The following is a 14,084-nucleotide window of genomic DNA, read 5'->3' on the forward strand; positions in this document are numbered from 1 at the left end:
CAAGGTATTACGCCGCGGGCCGCAAGCGGCCCGCGACGCCGCAAAACGCTACTTGATTTCGACGACGGTGATACGGCCGTTGACGCGGTCGGCGACGAACTCGATCGCCTGGCCCGGCTTGACCTTTTCGAGCATGGCGTCGTCGGCGACGACGAACACCATTGTCATCGCCGGCATGTCGAGATTTGTAAGCGGCTCGTGCTTGATGGTGATCTTCTTCTGCTTGATGTCGACCTTAGTGACTTCGCCCTTGGTGTATTCAGCGGCAAAGGCGCTGCCAGCATATGCCAACATCAGGACGGTGAACGCTGTGAGGGTCTTTTTCATTTTGGTCTCCTGGTTACTTATTTGGCGTCGACCGTGATGTCGCCCTTCATGCCGGCATCGTAGTGACCCGGGATAAGGCACGCGAAGGTGAAGTCGCCGGTATTGGCGAAGGTCCAGATGATCTCCCCCTTGGCACCTGGCGCGAGCCGGATGGAGTTGGCGTCGGCGTGCTCCATCTCAGGGAATTTCTCCATCACCGCTTTGTGCTCCATGACGGCCTCGGTCGTGTCCATGACGAACTCGTGGTCGGTCTCTCCCTTGTTCGTGAATTTCAGGCGGATGGTCTCACCGGCTTTGACCTTGAGGACGGCGGGTTCGAAAACCATTCTTCCGTCGTCCTTTTCGGACATGGCGATGTTGACGGTCCGCTTGATCTTGGCGTCGGCGCCCGGCTTGCCAATTGCCATTTCCTCTTGGTGCCCACCGGCGTGAGTGCCGGCGGCAAGGGCAACTCCGGAAGTGGCCGCCATGAACACGGCTGCTGCAAGTAAGTGTTTCATGCTGCTCTGTCTCTCTTTTGGTTGATGTTCAGGGTCAAGCTTTTCATCCCTGTTTGCCGTGACCGCCGTGCGCTGCCGGGGCCATCGTTTTTGCGTCGCCTGATTTCACGGGATTGGGCACCTCTCCGGTCCATTCCCAGGCGACGGTCCCCTCCGGATGCTGATACCAACCAGGGTCGGCATAGTCGGTCGCCGAGAGGCCCTGCCGGACCTTCACGACCGAGAACATCGAACCCATCTCAATGGGTCCGAACTGCCCCCAGCCATCCATCATTTTGATCGTGTTATCCGGAAGCGGCATCTCCATCTCGCCCATATCGGCCATGCCGCGATTGCCCATGGGCATGTAGTCGGGCTGGACCTTCTGGATCTTCTTGGCGATGTCCGTCTTGTCGACGCCGATGAACGTCGGGACGTCATGCCCCATGGCGTTCATCGTGTGGTGTGTCTTGTGACAGTGGACTGCCCAGTCGCCCTCATACTTGGCCTCGAATTCGTAAGCTCGCATTGCGCCAACCGGGATGTCGATCGACACTTCCGGCCAGCGCGCCTCGGGACGGACCCAGCCGCCGTCGGTGCAGGTCACCTCGAAGTCGTAGCCGTGCATGTGGATCGGATGATTGGTCATCGTCAGGTTGCCGACGCGTACCCGCACACGATCATCCTTCGACACGACGAGCGGGCTGATCCCCGGGAAAATTCGGCTGTTCCAGGTCCACAGGTTGAAATCGGTCATCTCCATGACGCGCGGCACGTAGGAGCCCGGCTCAATGTCGTAAGCGGAGAGGAGAAAGACGAAGTCGCGGTCGACCCGCATGAACTTCGCGTCCTTGGGGTGGATGACGAAGAAGCCCATCATGCCCATCGCCATCTGGACCATCTCGTCCGAATGCGGATGATACATGAAGGTCCCGCTCTTCACGAGATCGAACTCGTAAACGAACGTCTTGCCGGGCGGGATGTGGGGCTGGGTGAGCCCGCCGACGCCATCCATGCCATTGGGCAGTATCATGCCGTGCCAGTGGATGGTGGTGTGCTCGGGCAGCTTGTTTGTAACGAAGATGCGTACGCGGTCGCCTTCGACCGCCTCGATCGTCGGACCAGGCGACTGGCCGTTGTAACCCCAGAGATAGGCGGTGGTGCCCGGTGACAGCTCGCGTTCAACGGGCTCGGCGACAAGGTGGAATTCCTTGACGTTGCCGTTCATGCGGTGCGGCAGCGTCCAGCCGTTGAGGGTCACCACCGGCTGGTAGTCGGGGCCGCTCTTCGGAAAGAGCGGCGGCTGCATGTCCGGAGATTCCATGACGGGGGCGTCGGGCAACCCCATCGCGGATGTTTTCGTCCAGGCGGCGGCGCCGGCGAGCAGCGCGCCTCCGCCGAGTAACTGTCGTCTTGTAACCATGTTCTTAATCCTTGGTCAGTGCGCCGCGCCACCGTCTGCGGCGGCTGATGCGGTTATTGTTTCGGACGAAGCACCGCCTTCGCCGCCGCCATGGACGGCGGTGCCGAGATTGACGTCGGCGATCCAGAAGGCCTGCCGCGCCTGCAGCGCCTGGATGTTGGCTTCGATGCGCGCGCGGGTATCGGCGAGGAGCTCGAAAGTGTTGGTGATCATCCCGTTATAGGTGAGCACCGATTCATCCTCGATCTTCTTGCGCAGCGGTACGACGCTATTGCGGTAGTGCCGGGCGATGTCATAGGTCGAGCGGTAGGCGTCGTAGGCGGCGCGCGCCTCCGAGCGAATATTGACCGCCTTCTCGGCAAGCCGGTTTGCCGCCTGCATGTAGGCAAGCTCTGCCTTGCGCATGCGCGGCTTGCCAGTGTCAAAGACCGGGATGACGAACTCGACCTCGATGCGCGGGGTCACGACGGTCTTGCTGCCGCCTTCCTCCTCATCTTCTTCGCGCTCGGCCTCGACGCCGGTAAGGAGCTCAAGGTCTGTGAGGTAGCGGGTGGCCGCCGTGAGCTTGTATTCCCGGGCCAGCGCCTCCAGCTCCAGCTTTGCGATCTCCAGATCAACGCGCTGCTGCAGGGCCTCGCGCTCGATGGCCTTGCGTCCCGGCGCCCCCTTGGGCAGGGCCGGCAGGCGCCCGGGGAGCTTGTAGGAGATATCGGCCCCCCACAGGCCCATCAGCCTCGTTAGCTCTTCCCTTGATTGCCGCGCCTCAAGGCGGGCCTGCGCGGCTTGTCCTGCGAGCTCGGCGTTAAAGACGAACTCCCGCGCCTGGCCTGTCTTGGTGAAGGCGCCGGTTTCACCGAGCTTGCGCGCGAGCGCGGCCGCGGCGTCAGCGGAGACCTGCGCCTGCGCGAGCATGCTGACATTCTCCTGCGCGGCGACGGCATCGACCCACGCCCGCCTCGTGGCCGCCGCGAGCCGCAGGGTTTCTTCGGCGGCACGCAGCTGCGCCTGCCGGAAGCGCGCATCAGCGACCGCGACGCGCTTTTCGCGGGTCATCAGCGCGAGGATGTTGCTGACGACCGCAGCCTCCACGGTCCGCACGGCGTCGAGCGTCATGACCCCGACCGATACGCGCGGATTGACAAGAAGGCTTTCCTGCCAGACATCGGCCGCAGAAAGCCCGATATCGGCATAGGCGGCCTGCAGCCCCTTGTTGTTAAGAAGCGCGGCCTGCACCGCGACATCCGCGCCGACAGGGCCTGCTTTCACAAGTCGCCTTGTCTGCTCCGTCAGCGCCTGCGCCTCGGCCGTTGACTGCACCCATACCGGCGTTTTCCCGGTCGCGGCCTGTGTGCGCATCGCCACGGTCGTAAAGCCCGACTGTGGGTCATTGGTATCAACGGAGCCCGTTGTGGTGGCGCAGCCGGCGGTCAGCAGCGCGAGTGCGGGAATGACAATGCGCGCGGCCACCCTCACGATCTCGCTCCCTTGCCGGCCGGGGACAGATCGTCATTCAGCCGCCGCCAGTTCTGCGGATCGGTCGGCTCGCGGTGGGTGTAACTGACAACGGGGTGATAATGCGCGTCGGTGATGCCGTAGGCCGAATCAGCCGGGCCGGCGGCTGGCAGTACGGGCGGCGGCACGGCTGTGCAGCCCGCAAGGGCAAGCGACGCACCGAGCGCCGCGGGAGCGATGATGTTCATGGGTGAACCTGAAGCTGTAACGATAGGTCAGCGGTACCGGCAGGCCGGAAACGCCGGGCACACTCCGCCTGTCGGCGGACTCGTCAGCTGGTGGTTCGGGGCGGCTTTATGACGGAATAGACCTGCCCGTCCGGCAGGGCGTGCGTGAAATCGGCACGGACCCGGCCGGCGGCCGGAGCATGGATCAGCGGAGATGAGGCCGGCATGGCCTGGCTCATGACGCAGTGCATTTCGCAGCAAAGGTCCATGGCGGCCGGCTGGTGGTGGTCGTTGGCCGCCTGCTTTTGTCCGTCGCTTTCAGTATGCTGAGCGGCGCCGGCATCCTCATGATCATGGACGGCGGCGGCGTGCGTGTGGCCGGCGGTGGTCTGGGACGCGTTGCCTTCAGCCCAGGCGGCCGCGGCCATACCTGGCTGCCATATGGCCAGCAGCATGAACAGGCACGCGACGAGCGCGCGCCATGCCTTGCCGGAAAGAATCAACGGGCTTTGAGCCATGAAACGGTTTTCGCCACAAGAGTGAGGCAAAGTCAAGGTGAGGCGCCGGCACGGGTCTCCGGCCGGGTCCCCTGCTATCCGGCGATTGAGTTGAAAAGACGGCACTTTGCGGATGAGGGCTGCCATCTATCGCCCCCGGCCTTCGCCGGCCACCCGCCAGCCATAGGGCGTCAGCCCGCGCGGCTTGTAGACCGAAAGCGCCACGATCCCAATCAGGACTGCCAGCCCGCCGCCGGCATGCAGCGCAAGCGATAACTGCACGGTGAAGATGTCGGCGCTGTCCATAAGACGCTGCGCAGCCTGCGCCATCCGGTTGATGTTCGCGGTCTGCGGCAGAAGAACTGCCAGTGTCACGGCCGTCAGGACCAGTTTGAAGACTATCCAGTAGTGACGGATCAGACCCCAAGGGGTGATGAGCGACTGGATGATCCCCAATAGGAGAGCCGCCGACACCAGCGGCACGATCACATAGTCGGCGGCGACATCCATCGCGATGGTAAAAGCCCGCACAAAGTCCTGGTTGCCGGCGGATAACGCGGCAACGACGAGAACAAGAAAGACCGCCACGGCTCCGGCCGATCCCACGGCGCTGCTCACATGCGCGGTCAGCATCAGCTTGCGCAGCCAGGGTTTAGCGGTCATGGCGTTTTCTCCTGCTGCGAGAACGCGCCCGCGTGCCGCCAAGGACCATGCTCCCCGCCGGCGCCGGTCGCGATTGCGACGCCGGCAACAATCAGCAGAAGCGGCGCCGCTGCGGCGGCGCGTTTCACCCAGCGCGGCGTCCCGGCGTAGGGCGGACGATTGTCTGTCATGATGTCACTCCCGCAGATGTGTTTTCCCTGGCCGGCAAAGTTTGTGCTATTGTCAGCACCTCTCCCGGGAGGAGATGATGCGTGCCGTTTTTGTATGGGCAAGTGTAGTACTGGCGAGCGAAGCGGCGGCTGAACCGCGGGTCTTCTACACGGCGCATTTTCCGGACCATACATCGATCGAGCTGAGCGTCATGGGCTACGGCGTGCCGCAGGATGGCGGCTACGATTTTGACGTCGCCATCGGCCTCGCCGAGCTCGGCGCCGACGGCGCGCTGCAGTTCTTCGACCGAAGCAGCCACCACGCCCGCATCCGCTGCGCCCCGCCAGCCTATGTGCGTTTCGGCGAGCATCGCTTTCCCATGGTGACGGCGGCGGCGCCCCCCGACTGGAAGCAGGACCTCTGGAAGGCCTACTGCGAAGTGCCTTCGTCCTGACCTCATGGCTGCCGTGCCCGCGCGATCAGCTCTTTCATGTGCGCGATGACGAACGGCAGGCCGGAGAACACCGCCTCACCGACCAGATAATGCCCGATATTGAGCTCGGCGACAGGCGCAAGCGCCGCGACGGGCGTCACGTTTTCGAACGTCAGCCCGTGCCCCGCGTGGCATTCGATACCGGCCTGCGCGGCGCGCTCAGCGGCCGCCGCGAGGCGCGCGAGCTCCCCTGCCGCGCCGTCTTTTTCGGCATAGGTTCCCGTGTGCAGCTCGACGACCGGCGCGCCGATCAGGGCGGCCGCGTCCACCTGCGCCTCCTCGGGATCGATGAACAGCGAGACGCGGATGCCGGCTTCTGAAAGGCGAGCGACGAACGGCTTCAGCGTGCCGGCCATGCCGGCCGCATCAAGCCCGCCTTCGGTGGTCACCTCCTGCCTTTTCTCAGGGACAAGGCACACGGCGTGCGGCCTTGTCTTCAGCGCGATGCCGAGCATCTCGTCGGTGACGGCCATTTCAAGGTTCAGCGGCGCGCTGATGGCAGCCCGCACCCTTGCGACATCCTCGTCGCGTATGTGGCGGCGGTCTTCCCGCAGATGCATGGTGATGCCGTCGGCGCCCGCGCTGATCGCCTCCTGCGCCGCGCGCAGCGGGTCGGGATGAGGGCCGCCGCGCGCGTTGCGGATGGTGGCGACGTGATCGATGTTGAAACCAAGACGCACTTTCTTCATGCCGATGTCTCCCGGTGGGCTGCGATTTTTGCGGCAAGCTTCAAGGCCGCGATCAGGCTGCCCGGATCGGCGATGCCCTTGCCGGCGATATCGAGCGCCGTGCCATGATCAGGCGAGGTCCTGACGAACGGCAGGCCCAGCGTCACATTGACCCCCTCGTCCATGGCGAGGGTCTTCAGCGGGATCAGCGCCTGGTCATGGTAAAGGCAAAGCGCTGCATCGTAACCCGCCCGCGCGCGGGCGGTGAACATGGTGTCGGGAGACAGCGGCCCGAAAGCCTCTATGCCGGTCGCCCGCAAGGCGGCGATCGCCGGCGCGACGATCCGCTCTTCCTCATCGCCCATATCGCCGTTTTCGCCGGCATGCGGGTTTAGACCGGCGACCGCAAGGCGCGGGGATTTGATGCCGAAATCGCGCTGCAGGCCCAGCGCGGCCGCGCGTCCCGTTTCTTCGATCAGCGCCGGTGTCAGGCGCGCGATCGCCGTGCGCAGCGCCTCGTGGATGGTCACAGGTACGACCCGCAGGCCCGCCCCCTCTAGCATCATCACCGCCTTGCCCGCGCCCGCCCGCGCCTCAAGAAATTCCGTATGGCCGGGATAGGGAAAACCAGCCTGATGCAGGCTGTGTTTCTGGATCGGGTTGGTGACGATGGCGGATGCCCGCCCGGCCAGCGCATGATCCATTGCCATTTCGATGGAGCACACGACGGCGGGCGCATGGGCGGGAGATGCGACCTTCGTGGTGACTTTCGCGGCGAGCGGCATGTCGATGACAGGCAGGCCTTTCGCAAAAGCGGCGGTCGCCTGCTCCGGGCCTTCTATCGCGATGACGGCCACGCCCATCCCTGTCAGCCGGGCCGCGTCGTCAATGAGGCCGGCATGGCCGCAGTAGTAAAATGGCAGCCCCTCATCCTGCAGCGCGCGGTACGCCCTGACGGTGATCTCCGCACCGACGCCTCCCGGTTCGCCCATGGTCAGGGCCATGGGCTTCCTCATGGCGCCACCTCGATAACGACCATCAGCCCCCCGCCGCCCTTCGTTTCTACATTGTTGTTCGTGGTGTGGTGCGGGATATGGCAGTGCAGCAGCCACTTGCCGGGCCGGCGGGCCGTCCAGAGGACATCGAATCTTTGCCCCGGTCCCACGTTCACAGTGTCAGCGAGATAGCGCGCGCTTGGAGCAAGGTTTAATCCATCGACCGCCGCGACCTCGAACGGCCCGCCATGGATATGCATGGGGTGGATGGCGGTCGTATGCGAGCCGACAAAACGCACCTTCAGCACCTGGCCCGTCTTCATGCGGATCGTTTCGGTCGCAGGATATGACTTTCCGTTGATGGTGAAGAAATTGGGCAGGCCCCCTTCCATCGGCATCGCGGGGAAAGTCAGCCATTCCCTTTTGAGCCATTCCTGGAGCTGGACCGTGTATTCAAGGTCGGCGGGGATCTCGTCCGCCTGGTTCGCCGGGTCGATGATCAGGGCGCCGTAGAGCCCCAGCGACTGCTGGCGGTCGACATGGTCATGGGTGTGGTAAAAATAGGTGCCGTGCTGCGCGGCCGTGAATTCGTAAGTAAAGGAGGCGCCCGGCGCGATGGGGTCCTGCGTGATTTCAGCCGGTCCGTCCATGGCGTTGGGAAGGATCAGGCCGTGCCAGTGAACGGTCGTGCTTTCCGGCAGCGTGTTCGTCACATTAATGCGGATGCGGTCGCCCTCGCGGATGCGCAGCGTCGGCCCCGGCACCTGCCCGTTGAAAGCATAGGCTTCCACGGTCTCATCGGGGAGGATCGGCCAGCGAATGACCGCGGCCTCAAGGTCGAATATCTTGACCCCGCCCTCGATACGCGGCTCCAGCACGCGGCTTCCGGTCTGGTCCGGGGGGGCTTCGTAGGTGACAAGACGCGGGTCGATGGCCGCCATATCGCGCATGGATGCCGCCGGCGTGTCGAAATCCATGATCATGCCGGGCGCCATGATGACGTCGCCGACATCATGGGCGCTCAGCCTCATGTTGACGTGAAGGAACGGCCAGGCAAACCCCGCTGCCAGCATCAGGCTCGTAAACACCGCCATGGCGCCGACCTGCGTGCGCGTCGGCGCGAAGGCCGGCGGCAGGTCCCCGCCATGGTCATGAGACCCCGTGTCTTTTTCACCGCGCTGATGATGATCATGATCACGATGATCATCATCACCTTGCCCGTCCTGCTGATCATGCGCCGCGTGATCGCCATGGTGATGCTGATGCTGCGGCGCCGCGGCCGGCTTCGCCGCCGCGCTATGCGCCCCGCGATCCTCCCGTACGGTCATCAGACCGTGCTTCAGGCGCTTGGCGACCAGCCAGACATTGAAGGGATAGGCGAGCGCAAACCCGGCACTGATGCCGAGCGCCATGACGCCCCAGAACAGCAGTTCCCCCGGCCACATGGCACGCATGTCGCGCCCCATCATCAGCGTGGCCATGACGGGCGCCATCGCCGCCATCATGGCGTTCATGCTGATGAACTCCGGCATGAAAGAATGGCGGACGTTCTGCCAGTAGGTGCCGCCCATCATGCTCTTCATGAACAGCGCCTGGACAATGAAGAGCCCGATGACGAAGCCGGCAATATATTCGATGATGATGTCGAGCCACATCGGCAGGCCGAGGAGCGCGGTGATCGCGGCGGCGATGATGATGCCGGTGGCGTCGCCCGCCACGCAGTGAATGGTGCTGCCGATACCCTGCTTCCAGAGCGGCTTTACGAACTCTTCGTGAGTGCGCGGTCGCGGCTCCTTGTCGGCCAGCACATACATCAGAAGGCCGACCGGCCCCATATAAAGGGTGACGAGGATAAACCCACATTTCATGACGGCGGGTTCGGGATTGGCGCGGAACTGATCCCACGCGACATAGGCTGTGCTGAGGCCCGCAAGGACGAACCAGACCGCCAGGAAATAATCGATCGGCTGGACGAACATCAGGGCTTCTCTCTGTAGACGGCATGGCACGCAGTGCAGCCCTGTAGCATCATGTGGAACACGTGCTCGGCCGGTATCGATTGAAGATTGTCCGTTTTCTGCGCGCGGCGTCCCAGAAGACTGCTGGCGCCCGCTTCTGTCCCGGCGCCCATGCGCATTGCGGGCGTCAGGGTGTTGGCGGCCTTTTCTGCCAGCGCCTGCGCCTCGCGGCGCAGTTCCCGGGCGAGCGCTGCGAATTCATCGGGCTTCTCGGCAATAGCAGCGCGGGCTGCACTCGGTGGCCCCAGGGTTTCGGGAGGAAACTGCGCGGCAAGCGTGTCGCCGGCGTGCGCGGCGATGGTTTCAGCCGCCGCGCGGAACCGGCGCTGATCGTACGCGGCGGGCTCTTTGAACATCCCGGCGATAATCCTCGCGGACGCGGCCATGTCCTTCATTCCCTGCTGGCGCTCTGTGACAATCGCCGCCATGCCCCCGGCAAAGGCGCCGGTCACACCAGCCGCCAGAACGAGAGCGAAGGCGCCGCGCATCGTTCAGCCGGCCAGTTCATCGATGATCGGGCAGTCGGGACGGCTGTCTCCGCTGCAGCAGCGAACGAGGTGGCGCAGGGTATTGCGCAGCTCGGTCAGCTCGCGCAGGCGCGTTTCAAGCTCGTCGAGCTTGGTCTGCGCGATGGCTTTCACTTCAGCGCTCTCGCGCGTCTTGTCCTCGTAAAGCGACAGAAGCTGTCGGCACTCCTCGACGGAAAAGCCGAGGTTTCGCGCGCGTTTTAGAAAGCGCAGCTTGTGCACGTCGGTTTCGGCGTATTCGCGATAGCCGTTCAGCCCGCGCGTCGCCTTCACCAGACCCACCTCTTCATAATAGCGGATGGTCTTGGCGGGCAGACCCGACCTCTCTGCCGCGGTTCCGATATTCATGGCTTTCCTTCCCTTCCCGGCTTCCGGCCGGGCGACCAGATGCCGCCCGGCCGGAAGATATCAGCGTGCGCCGACCGTCGCCGGGTAGCCGGCCTTTTCAAGCGCGGCCTGCAGCGCGGCCGGTGCGGCAGCGCTTTCTACGGTAACGGTCTGAGCGGACAGATCGGTGCTGACGGCGGCGTCGGCATCGACGCTCTTGACGGCCTTGGTTACGACACCGACACAGTGCCCGCAGGTCATATCAGGTACGTTGAGGGTCAACATGGCAAGCTCCTTTTCCGGGCCCGCCGGGGGCCCTTGCTCAAGAGATGGGGCTTCCAGCCACAGGAAGGTCAAGGGCTGTTTCTCATAAAAAGACCGGCCTTAAAATTTCGTCAGCCGCCTGTTGACCTTCCTGTAACGGGAAGCCCTACATCACCGTCAGAGCCCCTTTCACAGCAAGCGGTGATGACCATGAACGCCCCTTTCAAACCTGAAACGACCGTGCCGGCCGGCGAGACCTTTGCGATCGAGGGCATGACCTGCGCCTCGTGCGTCAGGCGCGTCGAACAGGCGATCGAAAAGCTCCCGGGGGTGGCGAGCGCCGCGGTCAATTTGGCGACAGAAAGCGCGCGCGTGACCTACGATGCCCCCGTCGCCGCGGGCGCCGTGACCGCAGCGATCAGGGGCGCCGGCTACGAAGTCAGGACCGGCGAAGCTGATTTCACCATCGGCGGCATGACATGCGCGTCGTGCGTCAGGCGCGTGGAGAAGGCCATTGCGGCTGTTCCCGGCGTCACAGGCGCTTCTGTCAATCTCGCGACCGAGCGCGCGCATGTTCAAAGCGCTGGGCCTGTCCCCGCTGACGCCGTCATCGCTGCGGTCGCTGCTGCCGGTTACGAAGCACGCCTTGTGGCCGATACAGCAGCCCCTGACGACCGGCAGGCCGCCGCGCGCGCGGCGGAACAGAAGGCGCTCGCGCGCGACGTGATAATTGCCGCCAGCCTGACGCTGCCGCTGTTCCTCATCGAAATGGCAATTCATTTTATTCCCGGCTTCCATCACAGCGTTGAAAGCGTGATCAGCCGGCAGAGCCTCTACCTTGTATATTTCGCGCTCGCGGGGATCGTGCAATTCGGGCCGGGCCTGCGCTTCTATCGCAAGGGCGTCCCGGCGCTGCTGCGCGGGGCTCTGGACATGAACGCGCTTGTCGTGCTGGGATCGACGGCGGCCTTTGCGTATTCGGTTATGGCGACCTTTGCCTCCGGTCTGCTCCCGGCCGGCACGGTGAACGTCTACTATGAAGCCTCTGCGGTGATCATCACGCTGATCTTGCTCGGGCGCTATCTCGAAGCGCGGGCGAAGGGCCGCACGAGCGAAGCCATCAGGCGGCTCGCCGGCCTTCAGGTGAAGGCGGCGAGCGTTGAGCGCGGCGGCGCCTTCGTCGAGCTGCCCCTGTCCGCGATCAATGTCGGCGATATCGTCAGGGCGCGCCCGGGCGAGCGCATCGCCGTTGACGGCGTTGTGGTCTCGGGGCGGTCCTATGTCGATGAATCCATGATCTCGGGCGAGCCGGCGCCGGTCGGGAAGCAAGAGGGCGACGAGCTTGTCGGCGGCACCGTCAACAAGTCGGGAAGCCTGACCTACCGGGCTAGCCGCGTCGGCGCGGATACGCTCCTCGCGCAGATCATCCGGATGGTGGAAGCGGCGCAGGGCGCGAAGCTCCCGATCCAGGCGCTGGTTGACAAGGTGACGGCGTGGTTCGTGCCGGCGGTCATCGTAGCGGCGCTCGCGACCTTCGCGGTCTGGCTGGTCTTCGGGCCGGAGCCGGCCCTGTCCTTTGCCCTTGTGAATGCGGTTGCCGTTCTCATCATCGCCTGCCCGTGCGCCATGGGCCTTGCGACCCCGACCTCCATTATGGTCGGCACGGGGCGTGCGGCGGAGTTGGGCGTACTGTTTCGCAACGGCCAGGCGCTGCAGACCCTGAAAGACGTAACGGTCGTGGCTATCGACAAGACCGGTACGCTGACAGAAGGCCGGCCCGCGCTTACCGACTTTGTCGCGGCGCAAGGCGTGGACCGCGCGCAGGCGCTCGCTCTTGCAGCTTCCGGGGAGAGCCTGTCCGAGCACCCGGTCGCGGCCGCCCTTGTCGAAGCTGCCAAAAAGGAAGGCCTTGCGGTCAGCGAGCCGCAGAATTTCGAAGCCATTGCCGGTTACGGCATCCGGGCCGTGGTCGACGGCCATGATGTTCTGATCGGCGCGGACCGATTGATGACGAGAGAGGGGATCGATGTGGCCGTCTTCGCAGGCGACGCGGAAGCGCTGGCCGCGGACGCGAAGACCCCCCTCTATGTGGCGATCGACGGGCGCCTTGCGGCTCTCGTTGCCGTCGCGGACCCGCTGAAGGCGTCAACGCCGGCGGCGATTGCCGCGCTTCATGATCTGGGCCTGCGCGTGGCGATGATCACGGGCGATAACCGCGCGACCGCCGCCGCGATCGCGCGCACGCTCGGGATCGATGACGTCGTCGCCGAAGTGCTCCCGGCCGGCAAGGTGCAGGCCCTGCAGGCGCTGCGAGAAGGACGGGCGGTCGCGTTTGTTGGAGACGGAATCAACGACGCGCCGGCCCTTGCCGAAGCCGAAGTCGGTATCGCGATCGGCACCGGCACGGACATTGCCATCGAAAGCGCGGATGTCGTGCTGATGGGCGGCGACCTGCGCGGGGTTGTCAACGCGCTCGCGCTTTCGCGCGCCACCATGCGCAACATCCGGCAGAACTTGTTCTGGGCCTTTGCCTATAACGTCAGCCTCATCCCGGTCGCGGCCGGCGCGCTCTATCCGTTCGGCGGCACTCTGCTGTCGCCGATGCTCGCTGCCGGCGCCATGGCGCTGTCGAGCGTATTCGTGCTCGGAAATGCCCTGCGGCTGCGCCGGGTAAAGCCGGTCCTTCAGGCACGGTGACACCCGGGAAGGAACATTCCTTCGCCGTCCCGGTTGTGTGCACATGGCGCGCTACGCAACGGGACGGCTGGCTTTACGCTGGCTTGCGCTGGCTACGTTAGTGCTGGCCAGCATTTTGCTTGCGCCGATGCCCTCCTACGCCTCCCCGGCACTGGACCATCACCGCGCCGAAGCGTCCTCCGGAGAAGCCGGCCATGACTGCCCTCATACGGCCGGCAGTCTTTGCTGCGCGGCGCATTGCCTGACAGCTTTGCCCGCTTCCTCTCCGCTGCCGCTGGAACTTGCCTTCAGCCCCGTCGTTGGGCGTGCGCTGAGACCGGCTTTTGAAGGCGTGCGGGTGCCGCGGATCGATCGTCCTCCCAAGGCCTGAGATTTCCCCTGAAAGCCCAGGATTTTTTGCGCCCTCAGCGGCGCGTCATAGACTTATGGAGAACACACATGCGTACGCGCACTTTGATACTGGCCACCGTCTTTTCCCTCCTGCCGGCCTCGGTCGCATTTGCCCAGGAGACTTCACTGCCGGCGGGCTGCCGGTCGTCAGAACCCATGAAAATGGACAACATGAAGATGGACGATGCGGCCATGCAGGGCATGGATGACGCCCATAAAGCCTACATGCAGGCGATGATGAAGATGCATCCGGCCATGATGCAGGGCATTTCCGCCAAGGACCCCGACGTGGCTTTTGTGTGCGGGATGATCGCCCACCATCAGGGCGCGATCGATATGGCGGAGGTCGAACTCAAGTTCGGCAAGGATGAGGACGCCCGCGGCAAGGCGCAGAAGGTGATCGACGCCCAGAAGAAGGAGATCGAGGAGTTCCGCCAGTGGGTCGGCTCCCACACCAAGTGAAACGCTGAACTATGACCCCACTTAT

General features: G+C 64.3%; 18 protein-coding genes. 4 read left to right on the forward strand and 14 right to left on the reverse strand.

Features of this window, described 5'->3' with window-relative positions; genetic code table 11:
• Nucleotides 1-48: 48 nt before the first annotated feature.
• The 8 genes from B9Z03_RS00310 to B9Z03_RS29660 all read right to left on the reverse strand — a co-directional run bounded on the left by B9Z03_RS00310 (nt 49) and on the right by B9Z03_RS29660 (nt 5,238).
• On the reverse strand, nt 49-327 hold the full coding sequence (locus tag B9Z03_RS00310) for a copper-binding protein (RefSeq protein ID WP_085462406.1): 279 nt from the start codon (nt 325-327) through the stop codon (nt 49-51).
• Nucleotides 328-344: 17 nt separating this feature from the next.
• Complete coding sequence (locus B9Z03_RS00315) at nt 345-827, reverse strand: cupredoxin domain-containing protein (protein ID WP_085462407.1); 483 nt, start codon at nt 825-827, stop codon at nt 345-347.
• A 43-nt stretch (nt 828-870) separates the two neighbouring features.
• Complete coding sequence (locus B9Z03_RS00320; protein WP_085462408.1) at nt 871-2,229, reverse strand: multicopper oxidase family protein; 1,359 nt, start codon at nt 2,227-2,229, stop codon at nt 871-873.
• A 15-nt stretch (nt 2,230-2,244) separates the two neighbouring features.
• A complete protein-coding gene (locus B9Z03_RS00325; RefSeq protein WP_085462409.1) occupies nt 2,245-3,702 on the reverse strand; it encodes a TolC family protein in 1,458 nt (485 codons plus the stop codon).
• Complete coding sequence (locus tag B9Z03_RS00330; protein WP_085462410.1) at nt 3,699-3,929, reverse strand: hypothetical protein; 231 nt, start codon at nt 3,927-3,929, stop codon at nt 3,699-3,701. The genes B9Z03_RS00325 and B9Z03_RS00330 overlap by 4 nt, the downstream gene beginning before the upstream one ends.
• 83 nt (nt 3,930-4,012) lie before the next feature.
• Nucleotides 4,013-4,552, reverse strand: a complete 540-nt coding sequence (locus B9Z03_RS00335; protein WP_139832104.1) for a DUF2946 family protein — start codon at nt 4,550-4,552, stop codon at nt 4,013-4,015.
• Nucleotides 4,553-5,068 carry a hypothetical protein gene (locus tag B9Z03_RS00340; protein WP_085462412.1) on the reverse strand — a complete coding sequence of 172 codons (516 nt, stop codon included), beginning with the start codon at nt 5,066-5,068 and terminating at the stop codon, nt 4,553-4,555.
• On the reverse strand, nt 5,065-5,238 hold the full coding sequence (locus tag B9Z03_RS29660; protein ID WP_176247377.1) for a hypothetical protein: 174 nt from the start codon (nt 5,236-5,238) through the stop codon (nt 5,065-5,067). Before B9Z03_RS29660 ends, B9Z03_RS00340 begins: the two co-directional genes overlap by 4 nt.
• Before the next feature lie 77 nt (nt 5,239-5,315).
• Between B9Z03_RS29660 and B9Z03_RS00345 the strand changes: the two genes are divergently transcribed.
• Entirely contained in the window at nt 5,316-5,672 is a 357-nt protein-coding gene (locus B9Z03_RS00345) for a hypothetical protein (RefSeq protein WP_139832105.1), read from the forward strand.
• A gap of 2 nt (nt 5,673-5,674) precedes the next feature.
• Here the strand turns inward: B9Z03_RS00345 and B9Z03_RS00350 are convergent, their stop codons facing one another.
• The 6 genes from B9Z03_RS00350 to B9Z03_RS00375 are packed head-to-tail and all read right to left on the reverse strand — an operon-like array spanning nt 5,675 to nt 10,531.
• Nucleotides 5,675-6,400: a pyridoxine 5'-phosphate synthase gene (locus B9Z03_RS00350; RefSeq protein ID WP_085462414.1), complete on the reverse strand. Its 726-nt coding sequence runs from the start codon at nt 6,398-6,400 to the stop codon at nt 5,675-5,677.
• Nucleotides 6,397-7,395 (reverse strand): 4-hydroxythreonine-4-phosphate dehydrogenase PdxA, encoded by a 999-nt coding sequence (gene pdxA / locus B9Z03_RS00355; RefSeq protein WP_085462415.1) that lies wholly within the window; start codon nt 7,393-7,395, stop codon nt 6,397-6,399. Before pdxA ends, B9Z03_RS00350 begins: the two co-directional genes overlap by 4 nt.
• Nucleotides 7,392-9,353 carry a multicopper oxidase domain-containing protein gene (locus tag B9Z03_RS00360; protein ID WP_085462416.1) on the reverse strand — a complete coding sequence of 654 codons (1,962 nt, stop codon included), beginning with the start codon at nt 9,351-9,353 and terminating at the stop codon, nt 7,392-7,394. The genes pdxA and B9Z03_RS00360 overlap by 4 nt, the downstream gene beginning before the upstream one ends.
• Nucleotides 9,353-9,880, reverse strand: coding sequence for a cytochrome c (locus B9Z03_RS00365; protein WP_085462417.1), 528 nt, complete (start codon nt 9,878-9,880; stop codon nt 9,353-9,355). The genes B9Z03_RS00360 and B9Z03_RS00365 overlap by 1 nt, the downstream gene beginning before the upstream one ends.
• Before the next feature lie 3 nt (nt 9,881-9,883).
• Nucleotides 9,884-10,267: a Cu(I)-responsive transcriptional regulator gene (cueR, locus tag B9Z03_RS00370; RefSeq protein ID WP_085462418.1), complete on the reverse strand. Its 384-nt coding sequence runs from the start codon at nt 10,265-10,267 to the stop codon at nt 9,884-9,886.
• Between the two features lie 60 nt (nt 10,268-10,327).
• Complete coding sequence (locus tag B9Z03_RS00375; protein WP_085462515.1) at nt 10,328-10,531, reverse strand: heavy-metal-associated domain-containing protein; 204 nt, start codon at nt 10,529-10,531, stop codon at nt 10,328-10,330.
• Nucleotides 10,532-10,714: 183 nt separating this feature from the next.
• Here B9Z03_RS00375 and B9Z03_RS00380 point away from each other — a divergent pair, with 183 nt between their 5' ends.
• The 3 genes from B9Z03_RS00380 (at nt 10,715) to copM (ending at nt 14,059) form a co-directional block, all read left to right on the forward strand.
• Nucleotides 10,715-13,207: a heavy metal translocating P-type ATPase gene (locus tag B9Z03_RS00380; protein WP_432416973.1), complete on the forward strand. Its 2,493-nt coding sequence runs from the start codon at nt 10,715-10,717 to the stop codon at nt 13,205-13,207.
• A gap of 43 nt (nt 13,208-13,250) precedes the next feature.
• A complete protein-coding gene (locus tag B9Z03_RS29190) occupies nt 13,251-13,577 on the forward strand; it encodes a hypothetical protein (protein ID WP_139832106.1) in 327 nt (108 codons plus the stop codon).
• A gap of 68 nt (nt 13,578-13,645) precedes the next feature.
• Nucleotides 13,646-14,059, forward strand: a complete 414-nt coding sequence (gene copM, locus B9Z03_RS00385) for a CopM family metallochaperone (protein WP_085462419.1) — start codon at nt 13,646-13,648, stop codon at nt 14,057-14,059.
• The last annotated feature ends 25 nt before the right edge of the window (nt 14,060-14,084 follow it).

The organism is Mesorhizobium australicum (assembly GCF_900177325.1).
GTDB classification, from domain to species: Bacteria; Pseudomonadota; Alphaproteobacteria; order Rhizobiales; family Rhizobiaceae; genus Mesorhizobium_A; species Mesorhizobium_A australicum_A.